The 18,779-nt window shown below is 73.8% G+C and carries 13 protein-coding genes; 4 read left to right on the top strand and 9 right to left on the bottom strand.

The annotated features are described in order from the left end of the window. On the top strand, nucleotides 1-1,188 hold the full coding sequence (locus IH48_RS0128345; RefSeq protein WP_030910732.1) for an alanine racemase: 1,188 nt from the start codon (nucleotides 1-3) through the stop codon (nucleotides 1,186-1,188). Then, nucleotides 1,185-2,402, top strand: a complete 1,218-nt coding sequence (locus IH48_RS0128340) for a phosphopentomutase (RefSeq protein WP_030910729.1) — start codon at nucleotides 1,185-1,187, stop codon at nucleotides 2,400-2,402. Before IH48_RS0128345 ends, IH48_RS0128340 begins: the two co-directional genes overlap by 4 nt. A gap of 93 nt (nucleotides 2,403-2,495) precedes the next feature. Here the strand turns inward: IH48_RS0128340 and ffh are convergent, their stop codons facing one another. The 5 genes from ffh to IH48_RS0128315 all read right to left on the bottom strand — a co-directional run bounded on the left by ffh (nucleotide 2,496) and on the right by IH48_RS0128315 (nucleotide 10,131). Then, complete coding sequence (gene ffh, locus IH48_RS0128335) at nucleotides 2,496-4,034, bottom strand: signal recognition particle protein (RefSeq protein ID WP_030910726.1); 1,539 nt, start codon at nucleotides 4,032-4,034, stop codon at nucleotides 2,496-2,498. A gap of 184 nt (nucleotides 4,035-4,218) precedes the next feature. Beyond that, nucleotides 4,219-6,753: a [protein-PII] uridylyltransferase gene (locus tag IH48_RS0128330; RefSeq protein ID WP_078850112.1), complete on the bottom strand. Its 2,535-nt coding sequence runs from the start codon at nucleotides 6,751-6,753 to the stop codon at nucleotides 4,219-4,221. Continuing rightward, complete coding sequence (locus tag IH48_RS0128325; RefSeq protein ID WP_030910721.1) at nucleotides 6,743-7,081, bottom strand: P-II family nitrogen regulator; 339 nt, start codon at nucleotides 7,079-7,081, stop codon at nucleotides 6,743-6,745. Before IH48_RS0128325 ends, IH48_RS0128330 begins: the two co-directional genes overlap by 11 nt. Next, the gene (locus tag IH48_RS0128320; protein WP_030910719.1) at nucleotides 7,078-8,367 is read right to left on the bottom strand and encodes an ammonium transporter; all 1,290 of its coding nucleotides are present in this window, start codon (nucleotides 8,365-8,367) and stop codon (nucleotides 7,078-7,080) included. The genes IH48_RS0128325 and IH48_RS0128320 overlap by 4 nt, the downstream gene beginning before the upstream one ends. Nucleotides 8,368-8,649: 282 nt before the next feature. After that, entirely contained in the window at nucleotides 8,650-10,131 is a 1,482-nt protein-coding gene (locus IH48_RS0128315; protein WP_030910716.1) for a negative regulator NsdA, read from the bottom strand. 425 nt (nucleotides 10,132-10,556) lie between these two features. On the opposite strand from IH48_RS0128315, the gene IH48_RS0128310 reads away from it, so the two are divergent. Beyond that, entirely contained in the window at nucleotides 10,557-11,240 is a 684-nt protein-coding gene (locus tag IH48_RS0128310) for a bifunctional DNA primase/polymerase (RefSeq protein WP_030910710.1), read from the top strand. Between the two features lie 123 nt (nucleotides 11,241-11,363). Here the strand turns inward: IH48_RS0128310 and ftsY are convergent, their stop codons facing one another. The 4 genes from ftsY to IH48_RS0128290 form a co-directional block, all read right to left on the bottom strand. After that, nucleotides 11,364-12,587, bottom strand: coding sequence for a signal recognition particle-docking protein FtsY (gene ftsY, locus IH48_RS0128305; protein WP_030910707.1), 1,224 nt, complete (start codon nucleotides 12,585-12,587; stop codon nucleotides 11,364-11,366). 151 nt (nucleotides 12,588-12,738) lie between these two features. Next, nucleotides 12,739-16,515, bottom strand: a complete 3,777-nt coding sequence (locus IH48_RS0128300) for an AAA family ATPase (RefSeq protein WP_030910704.1) — start codon at nucleotides 16,513-16,515, stop codon at nucleotides 12,739-12,741. A gap of 267 nt (nucleotides 16,516-16,782) precedes the next feature. Continuing rightward, entirely contained in the window at nucleotides 16,783-16,998 is a 216-nt protein-coding gene (locus IH48_RS0128295) for a hypothetical protein (protein WP_030910702.1), read from the bottom strand. 400 nt (nucleotides 16,999-17,398) lie between these two features. Then, complete coding sequence (locus IH48_RS0128290) at nucleotides 17,399-17,680, bottom strand: acylphosphatase (protein WP_030910700.1); 282 nt, start codon at nucleotides 17,678-17,680, stop codon at nucleotides 17,399-17,401. A gap of 173 nt (nucleotides 17,681-17,853) precedes the next feature. On the opposite strand from IH48_RS0128290, the gene IH48_RS0128285 reads away from it, so the two are divergent. Continuing rightward, nucleotides 17,854-18,765, top strand: a complete 912-nt coding sequence (locus tag IH48_RS0128285; RefSeq protein ID WP_030910698.1) for a CAP domain-containing protein — start codon at nucleotides 17,854-17,856, stop codon at nucleotides 18,763-18,765. Nucleotides 18,766-18,779: the final 14 nt, after the last annotated feature.

Here is an 18,779-nt window from a genome sequence, read left to right as displayed (position 1 = left end):
GTGTTCCTCGACACCGTCCTCACCCGCAACCCCGGCCTCGTCGAGACCGCCGCCGCGCTGCACGGCTCGGGCGCCATCCCGCCCGACACCTACGTGCTGGACGCCGACGCCGTCGAGGCCAACGCATCGCTGCTCGCGGCCGAGGCGGACCGGCTCGGCCTGACACTCTGGTTCGTCGTCAAGCAACTCGGCCGCAACCCCGAGCTGATCCGCGCCGTCTCGCGCCACATCCCCGCCTTCGCCGCCATCGACCCGGCGGAGGCGCGGCTCCTGCATGCCACCGGCGCCCGGGCAGGCAACCTCGGCCACCTGGTGCAGATCCCGCACCGCGACCTGCCCGAGATGCTCGGCTGGCAGCCGGAGGCCGTGACGGTCTTCGACCTCGCCAACGCGCGCGCCGTGTCGGACGCCGCCGCGGGCCTCGGCCGGGTGCAGGACGTCCTCGTGCGCCTCGAAGGCGCGCCCGGCACGGTCTATCCGGGCCAGGAGGGCGGCGTCCCCCTTGAACAGCTCGACGCGTTCGGCGCCGAGGCCGAACGGCTGCCCGGGATCCGGATCGCGGGCGTCACCGCGTTCCCGTGCGTGCTGTGCGATCCGGCGACCGGCGTGCCGGCCCCGACGCCCACGTTCGAGCTGGCCGTCAAGGCGAAGGCGCTGCTCTACTCGCGCAGCCACCGCGACCTGAAACTGAGCGCCCCGAGCGCCACGTCGATGGCCACACTGCCGCTGCTCGCGGAGCTCGGGGCGACGCACGGCGAGCCGGGGCACTCCCTCACGGGCACCACCCCGCTGCACGCCGTCGACGCGCACCAGCCGGAACAGCCCGCGTACGTGTACGTGACCGAGGTCGCCCACACCCTGGCGGACGGGCGCCCCGCCGTCTACGGCGGCGGGTTCTACGCGCGCGCCGGCATCCGCGACGCGCTGCTGACGCGCAGCGGCGTCCGGCTTCCGGTCCAGCCGGCCCCCGCGGAGAACATCGACTACTACCGGTTGCTCGGCGCGCCCGAGCGGGCCGGCACGGCGCGCGCGGGCGACACGGCCGTGCTCGCCTTCCGCACGCAGGTCTTCGTCACCCGCTCGACGGTCGCCGTCGTCTCCGGCCTGTCCACCGGCTCACCCCGGCTCACCGGCCTGTACGACTCGCGGGGCCGCCTTCTGGAGCGGCCCGGGAGGAGCACGCCATGAGCAGGACCGTCATCGTCGTCATCGACGGCTTCGGCGTGGGCGCCATGCCGGACGCCGGCGCCCTGCGCCCCGGCGACGCCGCGGCCGACACCTGCGGCCATGTGCTGGACGGCGGCCGCGAGCTGCTGGGCCGCCCGCTGAGGCTGCCCGCCCTCGGGGCGCTGGGTCTCGGCGTCGTCCATCCGCACCGGGATCTGGCGGCGGCCACGCCGCTGCCGGTGTCGGTCGGCAGGGCCGCCCTCGGCTATCCGGGCGCGGACACCTTCGCCGGCCACCAGACCATGATGGGGGCCGACTTCAGCCGCGTCACCGTCGCCAGGCTCGCTGAGCACCTGACGGACGTGACGGCCGCCCTCAAGGCCGCGGGGCACACGGTGTCCCTGCTCGACGGCAGGCCGCTGCTCGTCGTGGACGACGCGGTGCTGGTGCACGACAACCTGGAGGCCGACCCGGGGATCAACTGGAACGCGTCGGCCCGCCTGTCGGACATGGCCTTCGACGGGACGCTCGCTGTCGCCCGCACGGTGCGCACGGTCGCCCCGGTGGCGCGCGTGATCGCCGTCGGCGGCAACGCGGACGGTCCGCTGCGGGAGTTCGTCCGCGACGGTGACGGCGGCACGGTGGGCCTTGACACCCCGGCGACGGGCTTCTACCGCAACGGCGGCCTCCAGGTGCGCCACCTGGGGGCGGAACTCGACCACACGCGGCAGCTCCCCGATCTCGCCGCCCGCTCCGGCATCCCGGTCACGCTCGTCGGCAAGGCGGCGGACATCCTCGCGTGCGACGCGGCCGAGCGCCGTCCCGCCGTGGCGACGGCGGAGGTCGTCGGGCACACGCTGGACGCCGTACGGGCGTCGGGGCGCGACGCGCTGGTCGTGGCCAACGTGCAGGAGTCGGATCTGGCGGGGCACCAGCAGGACACCGCACGCTACGGGCGGGTCCTGGAGGAGACCGACACGGGCCTGTTCGAGCTGGTCGGGTTGCTCGACCGGCCGGACGACCGGCTGATCGTGACGGGCGACCACGGCAACGACCCCAGCATCGGGCACGCGTACCACACCCGCGAGTTCGTCCCCGTACTGATCCACGCGCCCGGCACGGACGGCACGGAGACACTCCCCGACGCCCCCACGCTCGCGGACGTCGGCGCCCGCGCCGCGGCCTTCCTCGGTCTGCCGGCGGGAGCGCTGGCCAACGGCTCGGTGCGGCACTGACCTGACCCGCGCCGCACCGTGGGCCCGGCCTCCAGGCGGGGGCCGGTCCCGGCAGGGCCCCGCCGGTGTCAGCCGGAGGGCCCCGTCAGCCCATCAGCCCATGAACTTCTTGAACTCGTCGGGCAGTTCGAACGAGTTGCCCTGCTCCTGCGCAGGCGAACCGCCGAGCGCCGCCTGCTCCTTGCGGGCCAGCGCGGCCTGCTCCTCGGCCTTGCGCTTCATCGGGTTGCCGGAGCGCTGCTTGCCCTTGGCCTGCTTCTGCTTCTTCTTCTGCCGGCCGGGGCCACCGCCCATGCCGGGCATCCCAGGCATCCCCGGCATGCCGCCGCCCTGCGCCATCCGCGACATCATCTTGCGGGCCTCGAAGAACCGCTCCACGAGGTTCTTCACCGCCCCGACCTCGACGCCCGAGCCCCGTGCGATGCGGGCGCGGCGCGAGCCGTTGATGATCGTCGGCTCGGCGCGCTCCCCCGGCGTCATGGACTTGATGATGGCGGCCGTGCGGTCGACGTCCCGCTCGTCCAGGTTGTTGATCTGGTCCTTCATCTGCCCCATGCCCGGCAGCATGCCGAGCAGCTTGGACAGCGAGCCCATCTTCCTTACCTGCTCCATCTGGGACAGGAAGTCGTCGAGCGTGAACTCCTTGGGGCCCCTGGCCAGCTTCGAGGCCATCTTCTCGGCCTCGGCCTGGCTGAAGGTCTGCTCGGCCTTCTCGATCAGGCTGAGCAGGTCGCCCATGTCGAGGATGCGGGACGCCATGCGGTCCGGGTGGAACGCGTCGAACTCGTCCAGCTTCTCGCCGTTGGAGGCGAACATGATCTGCTTGCCGGTCACGTGGGCGACGGAGAGCGCGGCGCCGCCGCGCGCATCGCCGTCGAGCTTGGACAGTACGACGCCGTCGAAGCCGACGCCGTCGCGGAAGGCCTCGGCGGTGTTGACCGCGTCCTGTCCGATCATCGCGTCCACGACGAAGAGGACCTCGTCGGGCGAGACCGCGTCGCGGATGTCGGCGGCCTGCCGCATCAGCTCCTGGTCGATGCCGAGGCGGCCCGCGGTGTCGACGATCACGACGTCGTGGACCTTGTCCTTGGCGTACGTGATCGAGTCCTCGGCGACCTTGACCGGGTCGCCCACGCCGTTGCCCGGCTCCGGTGCGTACACGGCGACGCCGGCGCGCTCGGCCACGACGGAGAGCTGGGTGACGGCGTTGGGCCGCTGGAGGTCGCACGCGACGAGCAGGGGTGAGTGGCCCTGGTTCTTCAGCCAGAGGCCGAGCTTGCCCGCGAGGGTGGTCTTGCCCGCGCCCTGCAGGCCCGCCAGCATGATCACGGTAGGCGGCTGCTTCGCGAAGCGCAGGCGCCGGGTCTCGCCGCCGAGGATGCCGACGAGCTCCTCGTTGACGATCTTGACGACCTGCTGCGCGGGGTTCAGCGCACGGGAGACCTCTTCGCCTGCGGCGCGCTCCTTGATGTGCTTGATGAAGTCGCGCACGACGGGCAGCGCCACGTCGGCTTCCAGCAGGGCGATGCGGATCTCGCGTGCCGTTGCGTCGATGTCCTCCGGGCTGAGGCGCCCTTTGCCCCGAAGGCTCTTGAAGGTGGCTGCGAGGCGGTCGGAGAGAGTGTCGAACACGGTGGTCGCGGATCCTCGGCTAGGGGACGGGCGGACGGGCTGCCCTCCAGGGTATCCGGACCGGCGGGCGTCCCGGCCCCTGCCCGGGGTGATCACCGTACGCGAACCGCCCGTGATCGCCGTACGCGAACAACCGTGCCGCGCCTCGCCGCCGGCCCGCGGGTGAGGACGTCACGTGAGGACGTCACGCCGGCAGGGCCGCCGCCACCCGCTTCGCCGCCGTCTCCGCCTCCTCGGCGGTGAGCGGGGCGCCGTCGGGGCGCGTCACGTACACGGTGTCCACCGCGTCGGCGCCGAGCGTCGAGACGTGGGCACTGCGCACCCGCACGTCCGCCGCCTCCAGCGCGTGCCCGATGCGGTACAGCAGGCCGGGGGCGTCCTGGGCGCGCACCTCGATGACCGTCGCCTCGCGGGACGCCTCCCGTGAGGCGACGGTCACGCGCGGCGGCGGCGCCCCTGCGCCCCTGCGGCGCGGGTAGGCGGCGTCGCGCTCCGCGAGCCGCGCGGCGATGTCGAGCGTGCCGTCGAGGGCGCGTACGAGGTCGGCGCGCAGCCGCGCCGGCGCCGGCAGCGGCCCGAACTGGGCCGCGACCCGCCAGCTCAGCAGCAGCACCTTGGCGGTCGGGCCGGGGCCGCCGATCCCGGACGGCGGCTCCACCGCCCGCAGGTCGGCGGAGCGCACGGCGAGCCGGTGCAGGGCGAGCACCCCCGCCGCGGCCGGCAGCACGCCCGGCCGTTCCGGCACGGCGATGTGCAGCTCCACACCCACGGGCTCGGGTGCGGGCTCCCCGTCCGGGTCCGCCGCGGCCCCGGAGCCGCTCGGGCCGTCGTCCCCGGGCGCGCGGTCCGCGCTCAGGGCGAGTACCGGGCCGCCGGTGCGCAGCGCCTCGGCGGCGAGCCGCTCCTGCCGCGCGCCGGCCGCGGGCGGCCCCGGCGGGCGCACCGGTTCGCCCGCGAGTACGCCGGCGACGCGGCGCACCAGGTCGGCCACGAGTCCCGCGCGCCACGCGGACCAGGCCGCGGGACCTGTGGCGAGGGCGTCGGCCTCGGTGAGCGCGTGCAGCAGTTCGAGTGTCGTCCGGTCGCGCAGGTGCCCGGCGACGGCGGCGACGGTCGCGGGGTCGTCCAGGTCGCGCCGGGTCGCGGTGTCCACGAGCAGCAGGTGGTGGCGCACGACGGTCGCGACGACGCGCGTGTCCTCGGCGCCGAATCCGACGCGTGCCGCCGTGTCACGCGCGATGGTCTCGCCGGTCACCGAGTGGTCGCCGGGCCACCCCTTGCCGAGGTCGTGCAGCAGGGCGCTGATCAGCAGCAGGTCGGGGCGCGAGACGCGGCGGGTCAGCGAGGCGGCCCGTACCGCGGTCTGGACGAGGTGCCGGTCGACGGTCCAGGTGTGCACGGGGTTGCGCTGCGGGCGGCAGTGCACGCGCTCCCAGTCGGGCAGCAGCCGGGTGACGATGCCCTCCGCCTGCAGCGCCTCCCACACGGCGACGGCCGGTTCTCCGGCGCCGAGCAGCCGGATCAGCTCCTCGCGCGCCTCCGGGGGCCACGGCACTGGCAGGGGCGCGGCGGCCGCGAGGCGCCGCACGGCGTGCGGGGAGACGGGCAGGCCGGCCTGCGCGGCGGCCGCGGCGGCGCGCAGCGGCAGGACGGGGTCGCGCTCCGGCCGCGCGGTGCGGGCGAGCACGGCCTCGCCGTCCTGCTCGACGACGCCGTCGGCGAGCGGCACCCGCCCTGCCGCCGGCCTCCTGCCGGCGCCGAGCAGCACGCGCAGCCTGGGCCCGGCCGCACGCGCGCGCAGCACCCGGTCGACCTCGCGCCAGGTGACGTCGGAGGCGTACGAGACGGTGCGTGCGGCCTCGTAGACCTGGCGCAGCAAGGCGTCGGCGTCGGCCGTGCCGAGGCGTTCGGCGACGGCGTCCTGTTCCTGGAGGGAGAGCCTGTCGTTGGCACGCCCCGTGGTGAGGTGGAGGGCGTCGCGTACGTCGAGGAGCCGGGCGCGGGCCGCCGCGAGCCCTTCGCGGGGCGCGTCGGCGAGCCAGGACGCCGCGACGGCGCGCAGGGCGGTGGCGTCACGCAGTCCGCCGCGTGCCTCCTTGAGATCGCCTTCGAGCAGGAACCGGAGTTCCCCGTGGCGTCGCGCGCGCGTCGCACACAGCTCGGCCAGCTCCGGCAGGCGCCTGGCCGCACCCGCGCGCCAGTCGGACAGGATCGTCGTGCGCAGGCCCGTGACGAGGGCGCGGTCGCCCGCGACGGGCCGCGCGTCGAGGAGCCCGAGGTGGACCCTGAGGTCGCCGGCGGCCGCCCTGCGCGCCTCCGCGGGGGTGCGGACGGAGTGGTCGAGCGCGACGCCGAGGTCCCAGACCGGGTACCAGAGGCGTTCGGCGAGCGCGGCGACGGCGGCGGAGGGCGCTCCGTCGTGCAGCAGGAGCAGGTCGAGGTCGCTGTGCGGGGAGAGCTCGCCGCGCCCGTAGCCGCCGACGGCGACGAGGGCGGCGTTCCGCACGCCGGTGTCGCGGGCGGCCCGTGCGAACAGGGGCGCGAGCCAGTCGTCGGTGATCGCGGCGAGGGCCGCACGGCGGCGCGGCCCCGACCGCGCCCCGTCCGTAAGGAGGCGCAGCCGGGCGGACGCGTAGCCGCCGTCGCCCCGCCCGGTGCCGTCTTCCCGCCGGCCGTCCCCTCGGCCGGCCTCCCACGGGCCCCGCTCCTCAGAGGGCATCGGGCCCGCGTTCGCCGGTACGCACCCTTACGGCGCTCTCGACGTGCACGGTCCAGACCTTGCCGTCCCCGATCTTGCCGGTACGCGCCGCCTTCACGACGACGTCGACGATCTGCTCGGCGTCCTCGTCCTCGACGAGGACCTCCACGCGGACCTTGGGTACGAGGTCGACGGTGTACTCGGCGCCCCGGTAGACCTCGGTGTGGCCACGCTGGCGGCCGTACCCGCTGGACTCGGTGACGGTGAGGCCCTGCACGCCGAACGCCTGCAGTGCCTCCTTGACCTCGTCGAGCCTGTGCGGCTTCACGACGGCGGTGATGAGCTTCACACGTCCACCTTCCGGTTGGTCGCCGGCGGCGTCGGCGGGCGGGCACCCGCCCCGGCCGCGGGCACGCTGCTACGGGCGGACGCGGAGCCGACGCCGCTGAAGTCGTAGGCGGACTCCGCGTGCACGGACATGTCGAGGCCGCCGACCTCCTCGTCCTCACCGGCCCTGAATCCGATCACCTTGTCGACGAGTTTCGCCAGCAGCCAGGAGACGGCGAACGAGTACGCCATGACGGAGAAGGCTCCCACGGCCTGCTTGCCCAGCTGGGCAAGGCCGCCGACGCCGCCGGTGGCGAGCACGCCCACGAGGAGTGTGCCGATCACCCCGCCGACGAGGTGCACGCCGACGACGTCGAGCGAGTCGTCGAAGCCCAGCCTGAACTTGAGGCCTACGGCCCAGGAGCAGACGGCGCCCGCGGCGACGCCGATCAGCAGCGCGCCCCAGGCGTTCACGGCCGCGCCTGACGGCGTGATGGCGACGAGGCCCGCGACGGCGCCGGAGGCCGCACCGAGGGTGGTGAACGCCCCGTGCCTGAGGCGCTCGTAGGCGAGCCAGCCGATCATCGCCGCGGCCGCGGCGATCTGGGTGTTGAAGGCCATGTTGGCCGCGGCGCCGTCGGCGGCGAGCGCGGACCCGGCGTTGAAGCCGAACCAGCCGAACCACAGCAGCGCGGCGCCGAGCACCACGAGGGGCAGGCTGTGCGGCCGCATCGGGTCCTTCTTGAACCCGATGCGCCTGCCCACCACGAGCACCGCGGCGAGGCCGCCGATGCCCGCGTTGATGTGGACGGCCGTGCCGCCTGCGAAGTCGATCACGCCCAGCTTGTAGAGCCAGCCGCCCGACTGCCAGACCCAGTGCGCCACGGGGAAGTAGACGCACGTGACCCACAGCGCGATGTAGAGCGTCCAGGCGGTGAACTTGACGCGGTCGGCGAGCGCCCCGCTCATCAGGGCCGGGGTGATGACGGCGAACATCAGCTGGAAGAAGGCGAAGGCGAGCACGGGGATGCCGCCCTTGCCGGTCAGCGTCTCCGGCGTGATGCCGTGGAAGCCGACATGGCCGAAACCGCCGAGCAGCCCTGCGCCCAGGTCGTCGCCGAACGCCATCGTGTAGCCGTACAGCACCCACAGCACGCTCACGACGGCCAGCGAGATCATGGACATCATCAGCATGTTCAGGGCGCTCTTCACGCGCACCATGCCGCCGTAGAAGAAGGCGAGTCCCGGTGTCATCAGCATGACGAGCGCGGCACTGATCAGGACGAACGCGGTGTCTGCACCGTTCAAGGCCGGCGTCCCCTCCGTCGGTCGGATCGGCCCTTCCGGTGTCCGGTTGGGGCCGACTGTGCCCAGTAGGCTCACCCGGGCCCGTTTCCGGCGGGCGCGTGCCGTGTTTCGGCGCGGTGACGAAGGGGAGCGCCGTGTTACGGCGAGGTGAACGGGCGGGGCTCAGGCGGCAGCGCCGGGAGCGGCACTGGCTTTCGGGGAGCCGGCCGCGGCGTCACCCTGCTGTCCTGTCGGCGGGGGAGCCGTGTCGGGCGCTACGGGGAGAGCGCCGCGGCCGGGGTATCAGACCGCTTCCGCCGGTTCGGGGAAGCGGGGGCCGAGGAGCGCGCCGAGGTGCGCCACCTCGGGAACGTCCGGGAAGTCCCTGACCGCGATGTCCACGGTCTTGCGCAGCCGGGTGCTGACGCGCTCCGAGCGCACCCTGCGGGCGATCTCCAGGGCCTGCGCGGCCGGGCGCGCCATGCGTTCCGGCTCGCGTTTGAGCAGGTGGACGCTGGCCATGCCGATGAGGTTGAGCGCGTAGGACCGCTGGTGGTCCTCGTCCTCGCGGAAGAGCGCGACCGCGCGCTCCATGACGGGCTCCGCGAGCGACGCGTACGTGGGGCTGCGGCCCGCCACGAAGGCGAGATCGCGGTAGGAGTGCGCGTTCTCCGCGTGGAGTTCGGCCTCGCTGAAGAAGCGGATCCAGTCGGGTTCCGGCTCCCCGTCGAGGCCCACATCGGCGAACGAGTCCTCCGCCATCCTGACGGCGCGCTTGCACTTGCTCGGCTTGCCCATGCCCGCGTACGCGCGTGCCTCCATCGCGTACAGCATGGCCTGCGTGCGCGCCGTGGCGCAGTCGCGGCTGCCGTACTGGGCGAGGTGGATGAGTTCCAGGGCGTCGTCGGGGCGGCCGAGGTGGATCATCTGCCGGCTCATGGAGGAGAGGATGTACGAGCCGAGCGGACGGTCGCCTGCCTCCTTGGCCGCGTGCAGCGCGAGCACGAAGTACTTCTGGGCATTGGGCTGGAGGCCGACGTCGTAGCTCATCCAGCCGGCCAGCTCGGCCAGTTCGGCCGCGCAGGTGAACAGGCGGTGCGACACGGCCGCGGGCAGGGGTTCCTGGAGCAGGTCGGTGACCTCGTGGAGCTGGCCGACGACGGCCTTGCGGCGCAGCCCGCCGCCGCACTGCGCGTCCCAGAGGCGGAACATGGCCGTCGTCGACTCGAGGAGTTCGAGCTCGGGGCCCGACAGGCGCGGCGTGCGGCGCGCGGCGGACGCGGCCCGGCCGGGCACGGGGGGTTCGCCGCCGCCCGGCGTCGGCACCAGCCAGCGCTGCATGGGCTCGACGAGGGCGGGGCCCGCGGCGAGCGCCAGGGAGGAGCCGAGGAAGCCGCGGCGGGCGAGCATGAGATCGCTTCGGGAGAAGTCGCTGAGCATGGCGACGGTCCGGGGTCCTGCCCAGGGCAGGTCGACGCCGGCGTCCGAGGGCGACTGGTGCGCGGAGCGCAGGCCGAGGTCCTCGACGGCGACGACGGCGCCGAACCGCTCGGAGAACAGCTCGGACAGGATCCGCGGGATGGGCTCGCGCGGCTGCTCGCCGTCGAGCCAGCGCCGCACGCGGGAGGTGTCGGTGCTGACGTGGTGGGCGCCCATCTGGCGCGCCCTGCGGTTGACCTGGCGCGCGAGTTCGCCCTTGGACAGGCCGCTGCGCGCGAACCACGATCCGAGGGGCTCGTTCGGGCGCTTGCCCGTGCCCGACTCGTCTGCGCCGCTGCCGCTCACCTGGAACGCCCCCATCCGCTCGATACCCCGCGCGAGCCCCTGCAAGAATGCCGTGTCCTGCGGGCGCCCGTCCGCCGATTTCACCCGTCGAACAGATACCCGAAGTGCCTCCGGCATACCCGCGGGAGCACTTCACCTCACCGGCTCGTGCACCGAAAGTAATCCTACGATCACGCCCTCAGCTAGGGGATTCCACAAACGCCACCATTCGCCACCCCTTCGAATGAACTCGCCGTACACGGAACGCGATTCACTTGACAGGCGGCGGTCAGGGACGATGCGAGTGGAGTGCGCCGGGGCGTACGAATCGGGCCGCACCACCCCCATTGCCCCCTCACGCCCGCACCGACCCCCCGTCGACGACGGAGTGTCACGGGCAGACTTCGATTCGTAACCACTGGCGTGCTCGACCCGTTGGAGGGGGCATGGGCTTCACCATCGGCGGTATCCGGGACATCCGGGAGTTGCGGTCGGCATCGCGCCGCCGCGGTCGCGCCACGGAGTGCACCGCGGCCGCCGAGTACACGGGCCTGTGGGGCTGGGACGTCACGGCGGGCGTGCGCGCCTCCCCCGCGGGCGCGTGCTCCTGCGGTGACGCGGACTGCGCCGCCCCCGGCGCGCATCCGCTCGGCTTCTTCCCCGGCGTCGGCGCGGGCGCGACACTCGACGAGGTCACGCGCGCCTGGTCCGAGGTGCCCGGCGCCTCGGTGCTGCTGCCCGTCGGGCGCAGGTTCGACGTGATCGACGTGGCGCTCGGCGCGGGCGTGCACGCGCTCGCCCGGCTGGAGCGCATGGGACTGCCGCTCGGCCCTGTGCTCGCGACGCCGACGGGGCGCGCGTACTTCTTCGTGGCACCGGGGGCCGCGGTGGAACTGCCGGCCCTGCTCTACCGCATGGGCTGGGACGACGCCGACCTCGATCTGGCGGGAATGGGTCCTGGCGCGCACATCGTGGCACCGCCGTCGTCGATGGGGGCGCTCGGGCCGGTTCGCTGGCTGCGTCCGCCGTCCCCCGACACCGCGGCCGTGCCGCCCGCACGCCTGCTGCTGGGGACGCTCGCCTACATCTGTCACCGTGTGGGCCGCTGCCGGTCGCGCCGGAGCGGCTGACGGGGCCGCACGCCCCTGCCGGCCGCGCGCCGCGCCGCGGCCCGGACACGGTCAGGGCGGGCAGCCTCCCGGCCACCCGCCCTACCGGCTCACCGTACGGTGACACTCACCGCATGCGCGGCGTCAGTCGCCGATCAGGGCGTCGACGAAGGCCCCGGGCTCGAAGGGCGCCAGGTCGTCGGCGCCCTCCCCCAGGCCCACGAGCTTCACCGGCACGCCCAGCTCACGCTGGACTGCCACCACGATGCCGCCCTTCGCCGTGCCGTCGAGCTTGGTCAGCACGATGCCGGTGATGTCCACGACCTCGGCGAACACCCGGGCCTGAACGAGGCCGTTCTGCCCCGTCGTCGCGTCGAGCACGAGCAGCACCTCGTCCAGCGGCCCGTGCTTCTCGACGACCCGCTTCACCTTGCCCAGCTCGTCCATCAGGCCGGTCTTGGTGTGCAGGCGGCCGGCGGTGTCGACGAGGACGACGTCCGCGCCCTCCACGATCCCCTCCTTGACCGCGTCGAACGCGACCGACGCGGGGTCACCGCCCTCCGGCCCCCGCACGGTCCTGGCACCGACGCGCTCGCCCCACGTCTGCAGCTGGTCGGCGGCGGCGGCACGGAACGTGTCCGCGGCGCCCAGCACGACCGAGCGGCCGTCGGCGACCAGGACCCGGGCCAGCTTGCCCGTCGTGGTGGTCTTACCGGTGCCGTTGACGCCGACGACCATCACGACGGCCGGGGTGTCGAGGCCGCTCTCGGTACGCACCTCGCGTTCGAGGTCGGCGCCGACGAGCGTGATCAGCTCCTCGCGCAGCAGCGTGCGCAGCTCCTCCGGGGTGCGCGTGCCCAGGACGCGCACGCGCTCGCGCAACCGCTCCACCAGCTCCTGGGTGGGCTGCACTCCGACATCGGCGGTCAGCAGCGTGTCCTCGATCTCCTCCCAGGTGTCCTCGTCGAGGTGCTCGCGGGACAGGAGCGTGAGCAGCCCCTTGCCGAGCGAGTTCTGCGAGCGTGCGAGGCGCGCGCGCAGCCGCACGAGGCGGCCCTCGGTCGGCTCGGGCACCTCGATCTCCGGGGCGGGGGCGAGGCCGACCACCGGGTCCTCGACGGCGACCGGGGTCCCGGCGGCGTCCTCCTCGCCGGGGAGGCCGACCTCCTCGATGGTGCGGCGGTTCTCGTCCCGCGGGGTCTCGGCCTCGTCGCCGACGTGCGGCTCGGCCGGCGGGGCGGTGATGGTGGGCGCGGCGGGCGGTGGCGGCGGCAGCTTCTTCTTCCTGCGGCTCCGGCCGACCACGAGCCCGCTGAGGCCGCCGATGACGACGACGGCGATGACGACAACAAGGATGACGAGTTCCATCAGTCTCCTAGCGAGGGGGCGTACACATTTCTCTCGTCCCGCAAGGGACCGGTTCGGGCTGGACCGCAACCTCCGGGTCGGAAGCACCCTCCTTCAGGAGGGGAGCGGAGTCGCAACCATTCCAGTATCGGGCCGACGGCCGCGATTCACGTCAGTGCAGCCGCTGGCTGATGACCTTCGAGACGCCGTCGCCCTGCATCGAGACACCGTAGAGCGCGTCGGCCACCTCCATCGTCCGCTTCTGGTGCGTGATCACGATCAGCTGCGAGCTCTCCTGGAGCTCCTGCATGATCCTGATCAGCCGCTGAAGGTTGGTGTCGTCGAGGGCCGCCTCGACCTCGTCCATCACATAGAAGGGGCTGGGGCGCGCCTTGAAGATCGACACGAGCAGCGCGACGGCCGTGAGCGACCGCTCGCCGCCGGAGAGCAGGGAGAGCCGCTTGACCTTCTTGCCCGGCGGTCTCGCCTCCACGTCGACGCCGGTGGTGAGCATGTTCTCCGGGTCGGTGAGCAGGAGCCTGCCCTCGCCGCCGGGGAAGAGCCGGGAGAAGACCCCCTCGAACTCGCGGGCGGTGTCCCGGTAGGCCTCCGTGAACACCTGCTCGACGCGCTCGTCGACCTCCTTGACGACCTGGAGCAGGTCGGTCCTGGTCTTCTTCAGGTCCTCCAGCTGCTCCGAGAGGAAGTTGTGCCGCTCTTCGAGCGCCGCGAACTCCTCCAGGGCGAGCGGGTTGACCTTGCCGAGCTGCTGGTAGGCGCGCTCCGCCGCCCTGAGGCGCTTCTCCTGCTCGCCGCGCACGAACGGCCTCGGCCTGTTGCGCGGGTGCCCGGGGTCCTCGGGCAGGGTCTCGCCCTCCGCGGCGGGCGAGGGCGGCACGGGCCGCCCGGGGCCGTACTCGGCGACGAGTCCTGCGGGCTCGACGCCGAGTTCCTCGAGCGCCTTGGTCTCCAGTTGCTCGATCCGCATGCGTTTCTCCGCGCCGAGCACCTCGCCCCTGTGCACGGAGTCGGTGAGCTTGTCCAGCTCGGTTTTGATGTCGCGGCCGCTGCCGCGCTCGCGCGCCAGCCGCTCCTCCCGGTCCGCTTTCGCCGCCTCCGCCGCGACGCGTTCGCACTCCGCCCGTTCGACGGAGACCTCGACGTGCGCGAGCAGTTGCCTGGCACCGGCCGCGACGGCGCGCGCCACCTCCGCCTCGTGGCGCAGCCTGGCCCGTCGCTGTTCGGCGCGCGCCCTGGCCTCGCGCTCGGCGCGCGCGGCGCGGTCCAGTGAGTCCGCGCGCCCCGCGAGCCCCTTCACGCGCTCCTCGTGCGTGCGGGCCTGGAGCCTCGCCTCCATCTCGGTCTGGCGGGCGTTGGCCCCGTCCGCGGCGAGCCGGTCGCGTACGGCGGTGTCGGGCTCGTCGTCGCCCGCCTCGTCCGCCGCCTCCTCGACGACGAGCAGCCGCTCCGCGAGCTCCTCGGCCTCCGCGGTGGCCCGCTCCAGGGCGTCGTGCGCGGTGGCGACGGCCGCCGCGGCGCGCTCGGCCTCGCCCGCCGCGCCGCGTGCCTGCCCGGAGAGGCGGCCGAGCTGCCCGGACACGGCGGACTTCTCCCGGTCGGCGGCGCGCCGCAGCTCCCCCAGCTCCTCGACCCGTCCCGCGCATACGCGGCGCTGCTCGGCGGCGTCCCGCTGTGCCTGTGCCAGCGCCTCGCACCTGACGGCCAGCTCGGCGAGTTCGGCCGCGGCCTCGTCGACCGAGGCCTGCACTTCGAGAAGGCTCGGTGCGCCTGCGGAGCCGCCGTGCGCGACGTGGGAGCCGAGGATGTCGCCCTCGGCGGTGACGGCGACGAGCGCGGGGTGCGTGCGGACGAGTTCCTCGGCGTCCTCGAGCGTCGCGACGACGACCATGTCCCGCACCAGCCTGCGTACGGCGGCGACCAGCGGGGCGGGGCCGCTGACCAGGTCGGTGACGCGGGCCGGGCCGGCCGAGCCGGCCTGCGCGGGCAGCGAGACGCCGCCGGGCGCCGCGGCGTCGGCCCGCTCGGCGCCCTGCCGTTCGTCACCCGCGCGGAGGGCATGGCCGTCCGCGGGGGCGGGCACCGCGCCGGTACGGGCGTGAGCCGGCGGCGCGCCCTCTGCCGGAGCGCCGCCGCTGCCGGGGCGGGCGTGGACCAGTAGGCCGTCCTCGCGGCCGGCCCCGCCTGCGCGGTCCTGCGCCCGCTCTTCGGGCGCGTCGCCGAGCAGGAGGGTGGCGCGGCCGGCGTCCTGCTTGCGCAGCAGGCGGATGGCGTCCGCGGCGGTGGCCGGGTCGCGTGCCGCGACGGCGTCAGCCGCGGCTCCGAGCGCGGCCGCCACCTGGAGTTCGTGCCCCGGCTCGACGGTGAGCAGTTCGGCTGCCGGTCCGAGCACGCCGGTCAGGGTGGAGCGCGCGGCGAGCAGGGCGCCCGTGCCGTCCTTGCGGCGCAGCCCGAGCGCCAGTGCGTCGTGGCGGGCCGCCACGGCCGCCCGGCTGCGCTCGGCGGACACGGCGGCCTCGCGTGCGGCGGACAGCGCGGACTCGGCGTCGGAGAGGGCGCGTTTGGCGCTCTCGTGCTCGTCGCCCCGTTCGACGTCGTCGGCGTCGAGGCCGTCGACCTCCGCCTTGAGCTGCTCGTACTCCTCCTGCGCGGCGACGGCGCGCTGCTGGGCCTCGTCCCGGCTCGCGGCCAGCCGGTCGATCTCGGCCTGGGCGGAGGCGGCGCGCCCGCGCGCGGCGGTGACCTGGCCGTGCAGCCTCGCCAGTTGCTCGCGGCGGTCGGCGATGGCCCGCGCGGCGTCCTTGAGGCGGCGTTCCTCGACGGCCAGTTCGCGCTCCAGGTCGGCGCGGTGGGCGACGGTGTCGTCGAGCGCGCGCTCGGCCGCCTCGAGAGCCGCCTCCAGCTCGGCCTCCTGCTCGCGGACCCTGGCGGCCTCGCGTTCCATGTCCTCCGGGTCGCGGCCGCGCCGTTCCTCCGCGGGTGCCTGGGTGGCACTGGTGACGCGCGCGTCCGCGAGCGAGACCGTGCCGCGGACGCGTTCGGCCAGCCGGGAAAGCTCGTTCCAGGTCGCCTGGGCGTTATGGAGCCGGGGGGCGAGGCGGCGCACCTCGTCCTCCAGGGCCGCCTCGCGCGCGAGTGCGGCTTTCAGGCGCCCTTCGGCCTCGTCCTTGCGCCTTTTGAGCTCGGCCTCGTCGGCAACCTCGGTGCGCAGCGCCTCCTGGAGCGTGACGAGGTCGTCGGCGAGCAGCCTGAGACGGGCGTCGCGCAGGTCGGCCTGGATGACGGCGGCGCGGCGCGCGACGGCGGCCTGCCGGCCGAGGGGCTTGAGCTGGCGGCGCAGCTCGTCGGTGAGGTCCTGCACGCGCGCGAGGTTGGCCTGCATCGCGTCGAGTTTCCGCAGCGCCTTCTCCTTGCGCTTGCGGTGCTTCAGCACGCCCGCGGCCTCTTCGATGAACGCCCTGCGGCCCATCGGGTCGGCGTGCAGCACGGAGTCGAGTTGGCCCTGCCCGACGATGACGTGCATCTCCCGGCCGATGCCCGAGTCGGACAGCAGGTCCTGGATGTCGAGGAGCCGGCAGGTGTCGCCGTTGATCTGGTACTCGCTGCTGCCGCCGCGGAACATGATCCGCATGATGGTGACCTCGGCGTACGCGATCGGCAGCGCGCCGTCCGTGTTGTCGATGGTCAGCGAGACCTCGGCGCGCCCGAGCGGGGGCCTGCCGGTCGTGCCGGCGAAGATGACGTCCTCCATCTTGCCGCCGCGCAGCGACTTGGCGCCCTGCTCGCCCATGACCCACGACAGCGCGTCCACGACGTTGGACTTGCCCGAGCCGTTCGGGCCCACGACGCAGGTGATCCCGGGCTCGAAGCGCAGCGTCGTGGCGGACGCGAACGATTTGAACCCGCGGAGTGTCATGGCCTTGAGGTGCACGCCGCCGGACTCTACCCGCAGGGATCGTCCGGCGGCGGTTTCACCACCGGACGCGCAGGGCACATCAGACGTTAAGAAGGTGGGGAAGGACGAGGCGGGCGCGCGGCGGGGGCTGCGACTCAGGGAGCGGGCGGCTTCGCGGGGCCGGGGACAGAGAAGGCACAGAGAAGGCGGGGAAGAAAGAAAAGAAGGGACGCCGGAGCGTCCCTTGCATATTCTTGCCGGCGAGAATGTCCTCACCTGTCGGCGGCCCGCGCAGGGCCGTGATCAGGTGAGCGCAGGCTCCTGGGAAACATCAATGTCGATGCCGTCGAGCAGCGACTCTCCAGGGTGCTGTGCGGCGGCAGCGCTCAGCGCGTCGTTCTCGGTCTGGATCCGTACGAGTTCGGACTCCAGGTCCTGGACGCGCTGCTGAAGCCGTCGCATCTCGGCGAGGAGTCGCGGGTCGGAACCGCCGACATAACCGAGAAGCGCCTTTGCCATGATGGATGGTCCTCCACAATGAGTGACCGACCGGATGCGGTGTGGGTCGTGGGTTTCGTGAGGCTGGTCAAGCCCGCACGCCTGGCAGAGAGGTCGCTACCTCTGCTGTTCTCGCCGCCAGACAGTTGGTGTGCGCGGGGCTTCCAGAGTCTCACCAAAAAGTTTGACGGTCAACACGATCACCGTCCGTACGGGCACGGCGGCCGGCGGCGCGGCGCCCGCTGTCGCCCGGCGCGGCGTGTGCCCGGGGCCGGCCCGGTGCATGCCCTCGTCCGTGCGGAAGACTGGCACGCTCCGTGCCCCGCCCGCAACCACCAGGTCATCACGGTGGTACGGCCGCGTGCCGGCGGACCCGCCGCCGGGGCCCGCGTCCCGCACGTCCCGGGCAGGCGCCTCTTCCTCACCTGATCGCGAAGGTCTCGTAGCCGCCGCGCGCGGTGCCCCATATCTCGGTGACGCCGTCGACGCGGCCGGGCGTGTCGACGGATCTCAGCCAGTCGAGCAGCCGGTGGCAATTCTCACGCGCCCCTTCGGCCACGACCTGCACCCTGCCGTCGTCGAGATTGAGCGCGAAGCCGGTGAGGCCGCCGATCTCCAGTGCGTTCGCCCTGGTGAACCAGCGGAACCCCACTCCCTGTACCCGGCCGCGTACCCAGACGGTGAGCCGTACCTGGTCATTCATGGACGCAAGCTAACCGTGCGATTGCCCTCAGTCCCCACCCGCCCCACCGCTCATGGCGTACAGTCCCGTCGCGAAACGCGCATCACTCGTTCGGGTGAGGGCGCCGATGGGTGGGAGGCCGCCCCGCCGGGGAGAGCCTCCACGACTACCGAGAGCACGAGGAAGGACCGCGGATGGGACGCCATGGACGCTCCGCTGCCGGGCCCGCCCCCGTACCCGAGCCGGACGGGGACGCCGGACGGCGCCGCGGGCGCGGGCGGCGTCTCGGCGGCCCCGTGCGCACCGGACTGCTCGGCGCATCGGCCGCGATGGCGGTGGGCGCGGTGGCCGTGACGTCGGGGCTGATACCCGGTGGCGGCGGCTTCGACGTCGGCGCGGGCGCGATCGGCTCGGAGCACGTCAGGCCGGCGGACGTCCCGTCCGGCCTGACCGAGCAGGGTGGCCACAGCGCATCCCCGACGCCCTCGGATTCCGCCGGCGGCACGTCGGAGGGGACGGCGCCCAAGGCGTCGGGCACGGGCTCGGCCGAGCCGTCGAAGACGCACACCGCCACGCCGGGCAGGTCGAAGGGCACGCCTTCCCCGCGGAAGACGAAGACGTCCGACGGCACGAGGACATCGGCGGGCACCGGGGCGCCGCCGAAGAAGGCCCCGGCACCCGCCTCCAGCACGCCGCACGTCGTCAAGGCGCCCGCGTCCCCCACGGGGCCGTCCACGGCGGCCGCGCAGGTGCTCGCCCTGGTCAACCAGGAACGGGCCAAGGTCGGATGCAGCGCGCTGAAGGACGACGGCTCTCTCGACTCGCTCGCGCAGAACTTCAGCGACGAGATGGCGGAGCGCGGATTCTTCGACCACACGGACCCGGACGGCAAGACGCCGTGGGACCGGGCGGACGCGGCGGGCGTGCGGCAGCTCGGCGGGGAGAACATAGCCCGCGGCCAGGCCGACGCGCAGGCGGTGATGGACGCCTGGATGCACAGCGAGGGCCACCGCGCGAACATCCTGAACTGCGACTACACCCGGCTGGGCGTCGGCGTGCACTACGGCTCCGGCGGCCCCTGGTGGACGCAGGACTTCGGCTTCTGAGAATGCCGCAGGTC

Source organism: Streptomyces sp. NRRL F-5126 (assembly GCF_000721265.1).
Lineage (GTDB): Bacteria > Actinomycetota > Actinomycetes > Streptomycetales > Streptomycetaceae > Streptomyces.
This window is presented reverse-complemented; position numbering and strand designations above follow the sequence as displayed.

Bases quoted from the DNA above. Each gene is read 5' to 3' on its own strand.
- IH48_RS0128340 (WP_030910729.1), top strand. From the start codon at position 1,185: ATGAGCAGGACCGTCATCGTCGTCATCGACGGCTTCGGCGTGGGCGCC.
- IH48_RS0128330 (WP_078850112.1), bottom strand. From the start codon at position 6,753: ATGCCCTCTGAGGAGCGGGGCCCGTGGGAGGCCGGCCGAGGGGACGGC.
- IH48_RS0128310 (WP_030910710.1), top strand. From the start codon at position 10,557: ATGGGCTTCACCATCGGCGGTATCCGGGACATCCGGGAGTTGCGGTCG.
- ftsY (WP_030910707.1), bottom strand. From the start codon at position 12,587: ATGGAACTCGTCATCCTTGTTGTCGTCATCGCCGTCGTCGTCATCGGC.
- IH48_RS0128295 (WP_030910702.1), bottom strand. From the start codon at position 16,998: ATGGCAAAGGCGCTTCTCGGTTATGTCGGCGGTTCCGACCCGCGACTC.
- IH48_RS0128290 (WP_030910700.1), bottom strand. From the start codon at position 17,680: ATGAATGACCAGGTACGGCTCACCGTCTGGGTACGCGGCCGGGTACAG.
- IH48_RS0128285 (WP_030910698.1), top strand. From the start codon at position 17,854: ATGGGACGCCATGGACGCTCCGCTGCCGGGCCCGCCCCCGTACCCGAG.